The 11,516-nt window shown below is 43.3% G+C and carries 28 protein-coding genes; 10 read left to right on the forward strand and 18 right to left on the reverse strand.

Translation table 11 applies throughout. The features are described from left to right. Positions 1–32 precede the first annotated feature (32 nt). The 5 genes from JEY82_RS18985 to JEY82_RS19005 are packed head-to-tail and all read right to left on the reverse strand — an operon-like array spanning position 33 to position 1,596. Complete coding sequence (locus JEY82_RS18985; protein ID WP_304088727.1) at positions 33–464, reverse strand: hypothetical protein; 432 nt, start codon at positions 462–464, stop codon at positions 33–35. A gap of 2 nt (positions 465–466) precedes the next feature. Continuing rightward, a complete protein-coding gene (locus JEY82_RS18990) occupies positions 467–760 on the reverse strand; it encodes a phage holin family protein (protein ID WP_304088730.1) in 294 nt (97 codons plus the stop codon). Between the two features lie 4 nt (positions 761–764). After that, positions 765–1,004, reverse strand: coding sequence for a hypothetical protein (locus JEY82_RS18995; RefSeq protein ID WP_304088656.1), 240 nt, complete (start codon positions 1,002–1,004; stop codon positions 765–767). A 2-nt stretch (positions 1,005–1,006) separates the two neighbouring features. After that, positions 1,007–1,429, reverse strand: coding sequence for a hypothetical protein (locus JEY82_RS19000; protein ID WP_304088658.1), 423 nt, complete (start codon positions 1,427–1,429; stop codon positions 1,007–1,009). After that, positions 1,429–1,596: a hypothetical protein gene (locus JEY82_RS19005; protein WP_304088660.1), complete on the reverse strand. Its 168-nt coding sequence runs from the start codon at positions 1,594–1,596 to the stop codon at positions 1,429–1,431. The genes JEY82_RS19000 and JEY82_RS19005 overlap by 1 nt, the downstream gene beginning before the upstream one ends. A gap of 492 nt (positions 1,597–2,088) precedes the next feature. On the opposite strand from JEY82_RS19005, the gene JEY82_RS19010 reads away from it, so the two are divergent. Both JEY82_RS19010 and JEY82_RS19015 read left to right on the forward strand, forming a co-directional pair. Beyond that, the gene (locus JEY82_RS19010) at positions 2,089–2,460 is read left to right on the forward strand and encodes a hypothetical protein (protein ID WP_304088733.1); all 372 of its coding nucleotides are present in this window, start codon (positions 2,089–2,091) and stop codon (positions 2,458–2,460) included. Between the two features lie 51 nt (positions 2,461–2,511). After that, positions 2,512–2,850 (forward strand): hypothetical protein, encoded by a 339-nt coding sequence (locus JEY82_RS19015; RefSeq protein ID WP_304088735.1) that lies wholly within the window; start codon positions 2,512–2,514, stop codon positions 2,848–2,850. Here JEY82_RS19015 and JEY82_RS19020 read toward each other — a convergent pair. The 11 genes from JEY82_RS19020 to JEY82_RS19070 all read right to left on the reverse strand — a co-directional run bounded on the left by JEY82_RS19020 (position 2,817) and on the right by JEY82_RS19070 (position 7,232). Continuing rightward, positions 2,817–3,047 carry a hypothetical protein gene (locus JEY82_RS19020; RefSeq protein ID WP_304088738.1) on the reverse strand — a complete coding sequence of 77 codons (231 nt, stop codon included), beginning with the start codon at positions 3,045–3,047 and terminating at the stop codon, positions 2,817–2,819. The genes JEY82_RS19015 and JEY82_RS19020 overlap by 34 nt on opposite strands. Then, entirely contained in the window at positions 3,044–3,517 is a 474-nt protein-coding gene (locus tag JEY82_RS19025) for a peptidase M15 (protein ID WP_304088741.1), read from the reverse strand. The genes JEY82_RS19020 and JEY82_RS19025 overlap by 4 nt, the downstream gene beginning before the upstream one ends. Next, positions 3,514–3,747, reverse strand: a complete 234-nt coding sequence (locus JEY82_RS19030) for a hypothetical protein (RefSeq protein ID WP_304088742.1) — start codon at positions 3,745–3,747, stop codon at positions 3,514–3,516. The genes JEY82_RS19025 and JEY82_RS19030 overlap by 4 nt, the downstream gene beginning before the upstream one ends. A gap of 120 nt (positions 3,748–3,867) precedes the next feature. After that, on the reverse strand, positions 3,868–4,116 hold the full coding sequence (locus tag JEY82_RS19035) for a hypothetical protein (protein ID WP_304088745.1): 249 nt from the start codon (positions 4,114–4,116) through the stop codon (positions 3,868–3,870). Continuing rightward, positions 4,113–4,292, reverse strand: a complete 180-nt coding sequence (locus JEY82_RS19040; protein ID WP_304088748.1) for a hypothetical protein — start codon at positions 4,290–4,292, stop codon at positions 4,113–4,115. Before JEY82_RS19040 ends, JEY82_RS19035 begins: the two co-directional genes overlap by 4 nt. Before the next feature lie 16 nt (positions 4,293–4,308). After that, complete coding sequence (locus tag JEY82_RS19045; protein ID WP_304088751.1) at positions 4,309–4,524, reverse strand: hypothetical protein; 216 nt, start codon at positions 4,522–4,524, stop codon at positions 4,309–4,311. After that, positions 4,525–4,914, reverse strand: a complete 390-nt coding sequence (locus JEY82_RS19050; RefSeq protein WP_304088753.1) for a VRR-NUC domain-containing protein — start codon at positions 4,912–4,914, stop codon at positions 4,525–4,527. A 4-nt stretch (positions 4,915–4,918) separates the two neighbouring features. Continuing rightward, positions 4,919–5,128 (reverse strand): hypothetical protein, encoded by a 210-nt coding sequence (locus JEY82_RS19055; RefSeq protein WP_304088755.1) that lies wholly within the window; start codon positions 5,126–5,128, stop codon positions 4,919–4,921. Positions 5,129–5,166: 38 nt separating this feature from the next. Beyond that, positions 5,167–5,775, reverse strand: coding sequence for a DUF6475 domain-containing protein (locus JEY82_RS19060; RefSeq protein ID WP_304088758.1), 609 nt, complete (start codon positions 5,773–5,775; stop codon positions 5,167–5,169). 2 nt (positions 5,776–5,777) lie between these two features. Next, positions 5,778–6,644 carry a hypothetical protein gene (locus JEY82_RS19065; protein ID WP_304088760.1) on the reverse strand — a complete coding sequence of 289 codons (867 nt, stop codon included), beginning with the start codon at positions 6,642–6,644 and terminating at the stop codon, positions 5,778–5,780. Positions 6,645–6,653: 9 nt separating this feature from the next. Next, positions 6,654–7,232: a hypothetical protein gene (locus JEY82_RS19070; protein WP_304088762.1), complete on the reverse strand. Its 579-nt coding sequence runs from the start codon at positions 7,230–7,232 to the stop codon at positions 6,654–6,656. Positions 7,233–7,316: 84 nt separating this feature from the next. Between JEY82_RS19070 and JEY82_RS19075 the strand changes: the two genes are divergently transcribed. Both JEY82_RS19075 and JEY82_RS19080 read left to right on the forward strand, forming a co-directional pair. Then, the gene (locus tag JEY82_RS19075; protein ID WP_304088766.1) at positions 7,317–7,508 is read left to right on the forward strand and encodes a hypothetical protein; all 192 of its coding nucleotides are present in this window, start codon (positions 7,317–7,319) and stop codon (positions 7,506–7,508) included. A gap of 81 nt (positions 7,509–7,589) precedes the next feature. Then, positions 7,590–7,802, forward strand: a complete 213-nt coding sequence (locus tag JEY82_RS19080; RefSeq protein WP_304088769.1) for a hypothetical protein — start codon at positions 7,590–7,592, stop codon at positions 7,800–7,802. Here the strand turns inward: JEY82_RS19080 and JEY82_RS19085 are convergent. Then, on the reverse strand, positions 7,799–8,197 hold the full coding sequence (locus tag JEY82_RS19085; RefSeq protein WP_304088771.1) for a hypothetical protein: 399 nt from the start codon (positions 8,195–8,197) through the stop codon (positions 7,799–7,801). The two genes, JEY82_RS19080 and JEY82_RS19085, sit on opposite strands and share 4 nt — an antisense overlap. 81 nt (positions 8,198–8,278) lie before the next feature. After that, positions 8,279–8,488, reverse strand: coding sequence for a hypothetical protein (locus tag JEY82_RS19090; protein ID WP_304088773.1), 210 nt, complete (start codon positions 8,486–8,488; stop codon positions 8,279–8,281). Between the two features lie 47 nt (positions 8,489–8,535). Here JEY82_RS19090 and JEY82_RS19095 point away from each other — a divergent pair, with 47 nt between their 5' ends. The 6 genes from JEY82_RS19095 to JEY82_RS19120 form a co-directional block, all read left to right on the forward strand. After that, positions 8,536–9,072, forward strand: a complete 537-nt coding sequence (locus JEY82_RS19095) for a helix-turn-helix transcriptional regulator (RefSeq protein ID WP_304088775.1) — start codon at positions 8,536–8,538, stop codon at positions 9,070–9,072. A 105-nt stretch (positions 9,073–9,177) separates the two neighbouring features. Beyond that, positions 9,178–9,897 (forward strand): hypothetical protein, encoded by a 720-nt coding sequence (locus JEY82_RS19100; protein WP_304088777.1) that lies wholly within the window; start codon positions 9,178–9,180, stop codon positions 9,895–9,897. 1 nt (position 9,898) lies between these two features. Then, positions 9,899–10,486, forward strand: coding sequence for a hypothetical protein (locus JEY82_RS19105; RefSeq protein ID WP_304088778.1), 588 nt, complete (start codon positions 9,899–9,901; stop codon positions 10,484–10,486). 375 nt (positions 10,487–10,861) lie between these two features. Beyond that, positions 10,862–11,146, forward strand: coding sequence for a hypothetical protein (locus tag JEY82_RS19110; protein WP_304088780.1), 285 nt, complete (start codon positions 10,862–10,864; stop codon positions 11,144–11,146). Then, positions 11,143–11,334: a hypothetical protein gene (locus JEY82_RS19115; protein ID WP_304088783.1), complete on the forward strand. Its 192-nt coding sequence runs from the start codon at positions 11,143–11,145 to the stop codon at positions 11,332–11,334. Before JEY82_RS19110 ends, JEY82_RS19115 begins: the two co-directional genes overlap by 4 nt. Next, positions 11,327–11,516, forward strand: a 190-nt coding sequence (locus JEY82_RS19120) for a hypothetical protein (protein WP_304088785.1), incomplete at its 3' end; no start/stop codon positions are given. The genes JEY82_RS19115 and JEY82_RS19120, both read left to right, overlap by 8 nt.

An 11,516-nucleotide genomic window follows, 5' to 3' on the forward strand; every position in this document is an offset into this window, starting at 1 on the left:
GCCTCGGATGCAGGTTAAAAGAAAGGTCCATGTCACTCATTGTTGCTACTCGTAACGATTGTTAGGGTTGGAGGTTTCTTTTCTTCAATTGTGTGATCACGTTTCTCAGGCGCATAAAGCCCCTTCATCTTAAGAGCCATGTCGAGAGCCTTGATCTGGATACCTAGAGAATTAAACTCGTCAGATTCGACGATCCCGCCTTCGTACTGAAAAATTTTGACTTCCTTAGCGTCCAACAGTGAAAGGAGTTTTAACTTTAAAGCACTTTCAGACAGTCCCGCTTCATCTAGCCACTTAAGGATTTTCTCTTCACACTTAAGTTTGTTCTGGTATCCAACCTTCTTGAAATTATCGTCCTTACATTTATATCCAGCGGCCTTTGCTGACTCCGTAGCTTGCAGGAAAGTAGTAGAGGAACCCTGATCCAAATAATGGGAAAGCCAGACATCAAGCTTTGAGACCATAGCTATTCCCCCTTAGCAATCTTACAAGCCCGATTAGACAACACCTTCAGCAAGTCGCCAGATGCAAACCCGCTCACGCCTACAATGCCAGCCCTAACAGCATCCGAAACCGCCAGATCAGATATCAACAGATGTACGACAACTCCGGTGAACCCTGATGTGAGTGTTCCGATTGCTAAGGATTTCCACGAACAACGGTCAGTGCGCTGGAGGGATCGCACAATCCCCCCAAGCGTAGAAATGAGTATTGGTATGGACAGTTTCGCCCAGAATTCGGCTTGAGTTAAACGGTCCACTTAATTACTCCACAGTCAGATCAGGCAAAACTTCAATTCCGTCAGCCATCTTCTTTAAAGTTGGCAATTCGTGACACTCATAACCACCATCACAAAGCTTAAGCCCGAGGTTCACAGCAAGCCCAAGAAACGGGAGAAGCGGCCCTGTTAGACCTGCGAAACCCGCGATGGCAGTAACAGCTCCGGCGACCATTTCAGCGGTATCGTCATTGACTTCAATGTTTTCAAATTCGGTGAAATCCATAACTATTCTTCTCCCTGTTCAAGCTTCGCCCAGAGCTCCATAGCTTCACGCAAAATATCCGCAGCAATTAGCTTCTGCTGTCTGTATTTGAGTTCAGCCTTCGCAGAGTCGTCAGCGGAAGCAGTCTTCCAAGACTCAGCAGCACGAGCAGTTAGAACAATTGCTGGCTTTGCAAGATTCATTGCTCTTACGAAATCAGCGGCAATAACCTTTTGATCAGAAGTAAGAGTGGATTTAATCTCGTTGTACTGCTGGTAAGTGGCGTTGTAGGACTCCATGATTATGATGGAGTATTCAACGGCCTGATCTTCCGCCGGCAAGTCAGAGAGCTTCTTAAACGCACAACCGGAAGACAAAGAGCCAACAACCATCAGCAGTACAAAAAGTGCTGGAGCCATTGGGCATAAGATTAGATATTTACGCATCACTTACCGCCTTTGTTTTTTGCCTTTCCGAAATTCGCGCCAATAAAGTTCACGACATTCCAGATTCGTTTAAGTGTTGGACTCTTAGGTTCAGGCCACATAGCCGCAGCCACGGCGCATACGGCAATCGCTGTACTGATAACCTCAGTGTAATTAGTTTCTGCCATCGTTCCTCCGGTAGATCAGAGGATGAACGCCCCGCTCCCACCACTTTCCAAACCACGCAACAAAACCTCGCCCAAATCCCCACGAATGGAGTCTTGAGCAGAGGTTTAACGAATTCAGATTATGCTGGAGGATGGACCGCATGTTATCCCCGCGTTAAGTTTATCCAAGTGCCCGCGCTGATCGTTGAGTCGGAACGGAGAGCCGAAGCTTTCCAGAACGAAAACAGAGGAGGCTTACGGGCCTTGGATTGATAGCGGAGATTGTAACCCCGGTTTTTGGGCGTGTCGGGCCAGAGCGAGGCCAGAGCGGGGGTACAGCTAGGGTACGGAGGGGTTGACAGAGATATACATAAAATAATGTTTTAATATCTTTTTTATAAGTAACTTATTTTATTGAATATAAAACAAAAGAAAATGCTTGCATTTAATGCAGTCATTTCTTATTATGTTTTCAACGGATGAGAAAAATCAACAATTCAAAAGGGAGCCATGATGACAAATTTAATTAAGATCGCTTCGGTGGATGCAGAGAGCGGCTACTCAGAATTAATAACTGTCAACAATGCAGCTAACAACGAACTCGATGCTTTAGTTGGGTTCCAGTATACAGTTTTCGTTGAAGTCGAGGGCAAGGAGTACCATCTCTGTTTTCAGACTGCCGAACGTGGCAATGGGATGGAAGCTTACAACGGCTACGAAATGGAATTGAACGATGCGTCGGGTGATGACTCAAGTAAACTTGAAAGTTTGTTTGAGGATAAAGATCTCGTTGAAGATTATTACAAATTTATTGAAGAGCAGACTGTTGAAGCTGAAAAGCTTAGTAAAGTAGAACTTGAAAGACTGGTTGAAGACTGCAAATAAACCATACTTACTGCCGGACAGGCAGCTTAAATATCCAAACAGGAGAATGTAATGCCCACGCTATCAATCAGAAAAGTTCCAGCGGATCAATTAGAAAAACTAAAATCTTTAGCAAAAGAAAGGGGTGTTCCATATAATTCCGTTGAAGAGCTACTCAGGATTGAAATTGCAAAACTGGCCGGACAAAGCTCAGATCTACCACTTAAGTTATACATGACCCCTGCTCTCCCTCTCCATTACATCGCAGAAAAAGAAGACGGTTCACGCTGGTTGATATTGTCTACCTCTTTCGGCCCACAATCATGGTCCAATGCTACAGAGTACAAAGGGAATTATACTCTTGAACGTCTGCCAGATTACATGGCTAAACTTTTTTTACCTGATGTCTGAGTTGTGTCCTTCTTCAACCAACACCACATTTCCCATTTCTCACACATAGGAACACCTCGACCATTTCGAATGATCGGGGCTCCTTTCTTCTCCCAGTCCTTGACGGTCCGTTCTCCAGCTTCAAAGACTTCTTTAAATCCTGCAAAGGTTTTTATTATCTCGGTGGCTCTTGGAGCTTTCTGCGCTTCTTGGTTCATCCCTTCACCACCCGAACCCCATACTGAACAGCATCCCAATTCCGCACATCGAAGTGAAACCAGCTCATGTTCGGGGTTTCCTCGATGCAGGTGATAGAATCAAAACACCGACTACCACTCCACTTGTTTTCAGGAGCCAAGAGGCCCTTCTTCCGCATATCGTTCCTAACTTCGTCAGCCGTAACGTTCTTAAATTTAGCGTCTGCCGCACGTCCAAACTTATGCTGGCTAAGAGCTGCCCCTTCTTCGCAATCCATAGAACGAAGGCCGGAGTATTTAAAAGGACCGCCCCACAGCCAATCGTTAACAGTGAGCGGACCGTAAACTTTTCTCAGTAGGTCGAGAGTAATCAATACCCGCGCATCGAACGCCAGCCACATAAGTTCACCGCGGCTTTTATTGGCTTCATAAAATTCTGGGGAAACAAGCTCTTCGATTCGGAAGTGGTTTGTTTTGTAGATTCCGCTCATTTTGACTCCCTTCTCCAAGTAATAACGAGATCGTAAGTATCAGGGTCTTTAAGCAACCTGTAAGTATAACCTTTTTTGAATGAATCTTCGAGATTTGGCTTAGTTGTTACGATTGTTGGCATCCCGGCTTTTTTACACACTTCAATAATCTCACCGTCATGATCACGATGCTTGTTTTCTAAAAGCTCTACCGGAATGCGAACACTTCCAAAGTCTTTAATTTCAGGCATTATTCATCTCCTTAAGATCGTCATACCAACCAAGCCAAAAGAGACGCCTAACGCCCTTCTGTCCGTGTGAGATATTGTATAAAAGGCGATAACAACGTTCTTCTTTTACTTGGAAAAGAGTCATGCTTCACCTGCTTGCTTGAGAGCTTGACGTATCAACTCTAAAGACTCTCTAACCTCTACAGAAGGAACACTCCAAACACCTAGATCAAGAGTCTTGCAAAGTTTCCTATCTATCTTCTCCAGCACATCAGCGAAAATAAGAACCCTTTGAGCTAACACTTTTGATTCTGTAATGGCGCATTCAAAGCTTCTGTATTGACCTTGTTTTAGATTCAAAATTCTTTCAGCATGTTTTTTGGTCGTCATTCCCCCTCCGCAAGTTCACAGTTTTCAAAAAACCAAGGGGACACAAATTCACCGATTCTAACAAAACAGTAAGAGTCGTAAATACTTTCGAATGAGTCGACTTCCCCTATTCTATCAGCTTTGTCTTTGAGCTTATCACCCGGCTTGAGTGTTTTAATCTGTTCTTGTGTTAGCATTTCTCTCCCTCCAATCTCAACACGGATAACCTTCCAGCAAATAATCTTCGCGGTTTCGGTAAGTGTAGAATGAACCCGACACACTAAACATTTCAGAATCACAAGAATCATTCTGTTCAGCTCCGTTAGGACATTTCCAAATATCACCGAGCACTTTACCGTCTTGATGTGAAGCGACTCTGCCAAAGCTGTCATGATGCTCTAGTTCTTCACCGCAATATGGACATTCCATTTACGCCACCTCCCGCACTTCCAACCGCAAATACCACTCAATAACAACCTTCGCGTCCTCGAAAGAATAACAAACGACAACGTGATGCCCTTGCGATTGCAAACGCTCCATCCACTTATTTTGATTTTCGGTGGGTTTATTGCTTCCGACCTTCATTTCGATCACCAGCCCGATATACCCGCCACTCGACACAGGGAGAAATACGTCAGGCACACCAGACTTAAGCCCTTCGGCTTTCATGTATGCAGCCGCTCTGATACTCCGCTTTCCGGCATTAGGAACGGCGTAAAGACATTCAAGCTCAGGCCATTTGCGTTCATGAAGCTTTGCCCACTGGAAGAGTAGAACTTGCTCATCGTGTTCTGAGGTTTTGAGTTTAGTTTTTGCCAAGATTTTACTCCCGAAAAGCACGAACAAACCGCGCTAAAGTTTCAATGTCATTTTCATTCGCCGGATAACCCTGCTCTCGCCACCAGTTCCGACAAGCTTCTAAGTGCGGACAACCATCGCCTTTCTTACCTTTTCCCCAAACATCGCAGTTGAAACCGTGACAAGGAAGGATGTCGGCAACCGCTTTCCGATCACAGGGCTTGGCTTTGCTCATGGTCTAGTAAAGTCTAGTTTTCTAGTAAGTGTCGCTCATTATGCTGCCGCCTTTTTAGCCGCTATGAGTCCTCCTACGAGACTTTTAAGCTGCTTCTGACCATTGCCCTTACTTTCAATTGCAAAAGCTTCTCCAGGCAATCCTATGGGGATAATATTGCGACTTCCTCCAATACCACGAAGAGGCTCATTGCTTTCAACTCCGCGCTTCTTGTATTCGACATATCTTTCGCAAAAATCCTTCACGAACCACTTGTGATGCTCAACGGGGTAAGCACAGATATTATTCCAGCCCCCGAAGTGTTGACGGATTACGGCGTTAACAACCGGGTCAGAAAATTGAACACTTGCGTAGACTCCGTGAGAACTTGCAGCTTCTAAAACGAGTTGTGCTTTTTCTTCAGCTTCGACCATCATGTCTTCTTTTGAGCCGGTGATGAATTCAAGCAACTCACAAGGCTTTGGAAAGAACTTGAGTTCAAGAGCTGCCCTGTGAAGAGCTGCAACAACAACCTGAGTTTCAAATTTCCCTAAAACTGAAGAATAAAACTTCGGTAAACTTGCAGATACCTGCTTGTTGTGGATTTCTGTCAAAGCATAAAAAGCTTCAAGGAAAGCTGCTCGCTCTTGTTTGTTTTCCCAATTCATAGCTACTCCTGCATCAAGTCTTGCATAATTTTTATATTCTTATCCCGAATCGCTTCGTCCCTCGTCATGTGAATAACTTTGCCGCCTGGTGGATTTTTCGGTTTTGGCCTCTTGTACGGCTCATCTTTCCAGCCCTTCGCTTTAAGCCAGTTAGAAAAGCTTGGAGGAAACCCATCGAGCCAATGCTCATCTTCTTGGCTCATGAGAATAATCGAATCACGAATTGCAAATGGCTCTTCAAGCAATCCTCGGTCCTCAAGGCGACACCATTCACACCAAGCTGACTCTTCTGCCTTTTTGACAGGGTAAACGCTCCAGCATGATTTAAAGCCCTGATAAGACGGTCTGCTTTTGGAAGGACAATCTGTGTGCTTTGGAGCTGACTGTTGAAGCTGAGAAACATGTGAGGAAAAAGGATCGGCAGTCTCGCGCGTACACGCGTTATTCTCTTTCTCTCTTGTATTTATATTCTTTAATTCTTTAGTTGTTGTTATTTGATTGTTATCTGTTTGTTCTTTCGTTGTTATTTGATTGTTATCCTGTTTGTTATCGCTTTCTTTTGTTCCCTGAAACTTCTCATAATTTGAGATAGTTAGTAGTGTACTTCTGTTTGTTGTTTGGCTTGTTACTTCATTGGTGCTTTTAAGTTTATCCATCGCTGTTCTGACCTGCATAGGAGATAATCCGGTCTGTTCGGAGAGCTTCGCTACACTGGTCACGATCTGACCTTTTTTGATGGTTATTCCACGCCACTTTTTGTCTTCGTAATTGACCGTCAGAATCAAATGTATGAACAGGCGGAACACATTTGTGTCGTCATACCATTCCCAATCAAGGGTAGATCTATGAAGTTTTACCCATCCAGACATAACTAACCCCTACTTCCTGAAATTCTTAAAGTTCCGAATTTTAGCCCAAAAAGACCGTAGGCTTGCCTTTGGCGGCTTTGTCTTACAAAACTTAACTATGCCGCCCTGTTCCTGATAATCAGTCGTGTAGCGCACAAGGAAAGCCGCAAGAGCGTCACTTGCAGCATCTGTGTAGGCTCCAACAACAAGCGGATTATCTTGTTTTTTGGCAGACATTTGTAAATCGTTGAGTCTGCTGAACAGCTCAAGAAATTCGGAACAAGAAGAGTTGGTGGCAGGTATTGCTGGTTTAGTGTTTACGACTTTAAACCCACAGTCCTTAGCGATTAGATTGAGAGCTATTCGGGCAATTTGGCGACCCTCTTCCCCACCCTCTTCTACTATTTTGCGGATTAAGATTTGCGCTCTGTCAATGTGATTACGACAAGCGTCCTCATAAATATCAGGATTCTTAGCGAATCTGTATATTTGAGCAGGTTTCAATCCTGTAAATTTACTCAGCCTTGGCACTTCAAATAGGTCAATAGCGTAAGCCATTATTTCCCATGAGCGAGAAGGCAGACCGTCTTCTGGTAATCCATTATTCATCTTATCATTACCTCTGTAGTTAATTTCCGTTATCTTTCAAAAATGGACCGCAATCCAAAACATAAAGCCTCAGCAAGAGTTCACTTGAGCCGTAAAAATGGTCAGGGAACTTTGCTGACGGTGACAATCATCCATCAGGACAAAATACACTGGCATCGGGAGCGAGTTGGCCCCGGCTTTTCACTTGCTCAGTCTTACGACGATGCAATTTTACACGCTGCGAAGCGTCTGGAAATTTCTTCAATATCTAGTCAGTTACCGTTGCCGTTTATTTGAAAATGTACTTTAGAGTTTCCTTCTGATATCGGATCTAAGAACAACCAATTCTTTTAACCTTTAACCAGAAGGAGAACTCAAATGTCAGAAGAATCTAAAAAAGCTATTTTAAAACACATGACAAACAACTCAGGGCAAGCAGTAGAAATAGCTTTCGAAATAGCAACCAAATATGCCAAGTCTGCCAACGCTGATCCTGAAAAAATTCCTGCGCTCATTGAAAATTTGGCACATCTATTTGAAACAGGCGAAGTCAATAGTCAGTCAATAACAAAAGATAGGAATATGTCTTAAAAAGAACCCTTCAAAGGACAAGGAATCCCCAGGCTGGCAAAAGTGAAAGCCGCTGCCAGCCTGTTTCTAATGCCAAGCCCTTCAAAATATTCGAGTCGGGACTTGAAATCTTTTTCAAAGTCTGGGCCAACGTTTTTGGATCGCTCCGATATGCCGGGAATTTCTATCTCGCCAGTCTCAATAGGGCTGGCGATCTCTAAAGCCTCTATAATACCGATCAGTATGTTAGCAGTCATTCTGGATTCGCCAATAGTCAGACCTTCAAGTTTCATGGACAGCTCACAGGCAAGAGCCACCAGCTTTTTATCTTCATCGCTGTCAGAAGTGAGAATGTTTTCCAGATCCTCATCATAAATCTTTAATTCTTTGCCGTTCTTAGTGATTGTCAGAGGCATTACTTTTCTCCATTGTTAAAGGTTGCAGAAAATTACCACCACAATAGTGGCGTTCGTTTGGGAAATTTGAGGGTAAAGGCATTATGCGGCCTCTTGAGGATGATGCGGAGGACGTTTTTCACCATAAACGAATGGCCATATTTTTTCGACTGTCGAAGAGTGCAACCCCTTTCTAGTTCCTCTCAAAAAACGAGTGAGAACCGGAGCCGGAACCCCGGATTCAATAGACAGTCTTGAGGCTGTCCAATCGGACTCTGCCAACATGTGTGTAAGGTCTTCTTTTAAGTTCATGTGAATATAATACCGTATGGAATCACAAAAGGTCAAGAAGCTTCCACATGGTTACAGACGTTAATCGTACCATTTGGTATTGGGTGAGAATGGGAATCTATAATAAAACATTGGATGGGCTTAGGGCGGCATCAACTCAGCAATTTCCGAGTGCAAGAGCACTTGCCGACTTTGCTGATGTTAATCCTGTCATGATTACTCGCTGGCTGTCCGGGCAACGTGTCCCTGACTTCGGCAAACTTAGCCAAGTGCTCGATGCTTTAAACGCACAGATAGTCTTTTCCGGCGAAGAGAAGCCTTCATCACAAGATGAGCCAAGCCATTTTGATAAAGCTGTAGCCCGAGAGCTGACTAAAAACATTCGCCTCGCAGAAAACACCAGTAAGCAAATGTCCATTAAAACAGGCATCGCACTGACAAGATTAGATCTTATTGCAGCAGAGAACACTGTCCCTACTCCAGAAGAAATATTTTTAATCTGCAAAGAATTAGGACTTAATATAACTATTTTCTTTAATGGGATTGCAGAGAATTTAATTATTGAAACTGAACCAACCACTCAGCAAACTCGCAAGTCTGCCTAAAGCTTATGTACTCGTCCGGTAGGCCTATCGGGAGAAAGCGTGAAAAAGATTATAATGGTGTTAGTGATATTTTTTTGAGAATTGTGAAATAAAAAGGAAACACATATGAACCCGTCAAGTTGCTCTTTTACGATAACACTGAGTCAGGTTTTGACCGAACAAGACATTAAAAACATAGAAGATCTTTACAATGAATCTTCTGATCTTCCACTATTTTTCACTTTCATGAACACTCAGGGATTTCCCTTTAAAGTGATGCAGGGCAATCCTGTGCTGCCGCAAGAATTAATTGAAAAATTTCAGACCAAAGGCTCTGATATAATTTACTTTCAAGACAAAATTCCAAATACAAGGCATCTCTTTTTTAATGGACAAAAAATAACATACTCTGTGACTGCAAAAATTCCATTCGAAGACTTAAAAAATGAAATTAAAAAATACGTCTTCCCGCTAGTCTTGGCTGGAAATTGCGGAATATGGAGTTTTACCGTAGGTGCAGCATATAAACTCCAATCAATAAATCAAAAATGTAATCTTTTCCCGGAAGCTTTAAATGATGCGATTGGATGGACTTACAATTTCGCAAAAGTAATTCCATGGGAAGGAGCTCCGAAAGGTCTTTACCTTATCCAGCGCGATTTTTCAGCACAAAAAAAAGAAGAGGAAACTAAAGTAACTACGTCTTTTACTGCTCAGAGATATCCTCACGTACAGCCTGTTCTTCACGGGGATGAAGGCCGTTATGTTTTAGGCGATGTTTTTGAAACGGCTTACACAAAAGCCATTGAAAGTATTAACTCTGACCTTGACCTTTTAAGAGGTTAATATGTCTGAGGTAGACAAAATTATACAATTTGATCAGTATACCCCAAGCACGATAGAATCTCCCTATAAAAGCAATCTTCTTGATGGAATTATAAAAAAAGATCTAGAAAAACAGAGTACAGTTTTAGCGCATGGAGATCCTCAAATGTCATCAGAACTAACAAAATCATACATTGAAAATGTACGCCTTGAATCTAAAGCAAATTCTGACATACTTGAACAGAAATTAGAAAACATTGGGCAACGTATTGACCTGCACACCCAGAAAATTGTTGAACAAAATAAGCTTCTATCTGACAAAATAGATAGCCAGAATAAGCTTTTATCTGACAGTATGAATGCCCAGATTAAGCTTCTATCTGGTAATATAGAATCTCAAAGAGAGCGAATAGATCAACATGAAGCAACTTTTGGGAACATGCGGCAAGAAATAAAACAAGACGGAAAATCGACTAGAAAGACAATGATCTTAACTGGCATTTCAGTAGTTATAGGCCTTACCGGTCTTGTCTATGCTTTTATTACAGCCCTACAAGCATCTAACCAAGCATGGCTCATGAAAGCCATTGAGTTGATTCAAAAGCCTTAGCCTCCCTCTTTCTCCAGTTTTCCACTCCACACACCCCCCACAGCCTGAGACTAAACACCTCAGGCTTTTTTTTGCGCTCATTAATTCCATACGGTATTTTATCTTGACTTAATAATTCCATTTGGTATTCTTTACTCAACACAGCGAAACAAAGCCGAATCATCCGCGCCACGGCCGGACAGTACGCAGAAGGTCACAGTGTTAACCGCCAGATGCTCGCAACAGTAAGTTAGTAGGCTCATAGAGCCGAACCGCACCACGGGAGGGCTTAAGGCAAGATACTAAGTTCTTTGAAAATTTCAACATTTCTCAGCTCACTTAAAACAACAATTAGTAAGGTTGGTTCTTTCTAAGCTGGAAAAACTCTCGAAGTCTGTGAAGGTCAAAACCTCCTTAATAGTAGACCTCACCCCTGTTACTTGGGTTCGGCGGGAACTCCCCTCCCGCCACCCTTACGGGCTTCGAGAAACAACTAATGCCGGACATTGTGTCCAAATGGGGGCCGGGGTTTTACTTTATTTACCCGGCTCCCAATCTTTAACCGCAACAAACGAGGATCGTATGAAACTGGCATTCACAACAATGGTTTCAATCATGATGCTTAGTGAACTACTGATCCTCGGACCCATGATCGGGGCTGTGATGGGAGGTTTAAGATGAAAAAACTTTCAGAAGTTATTCTTTGCGGGGCTGTCTCCAATGCGGTTTTTGCTCATTGCAAGAACCCTACTCAAGAGAACGAAGATAAGGGCATGGAAGCTGCCGAAAGGCTAGCTATCCACTACTTAACTAAGGCTGGAGCAAAGTACGGCGAATATATCGAAGTGTCTCGGAGGAATCATGGATAACCTAATGACATATTCCAACCTCCGCCGGGACGATTGTACCGGAGAAATTCTCTTTAGAGGACGTTGGTACTCCGAAGAGGAACACCTCGATCTCCAGAACGGCATGGAACGCGACGAACATGAGCGCGACTGCGAAGTTGAAGCCCGAACCGAAGACAAAGAAATGGAGGAATCATGGGCAG

Source organism: Maridesulfovibrio ferrireducens (assembly GCF_016342405.1).
GTDB lineage: Bacteria > Desulfobacterota > Desulfovibrionia > Desulfovibrionales > Desulfovibrionaceae > Maridesulfovibrio > Maridesulfovibrio ferrireducens_A.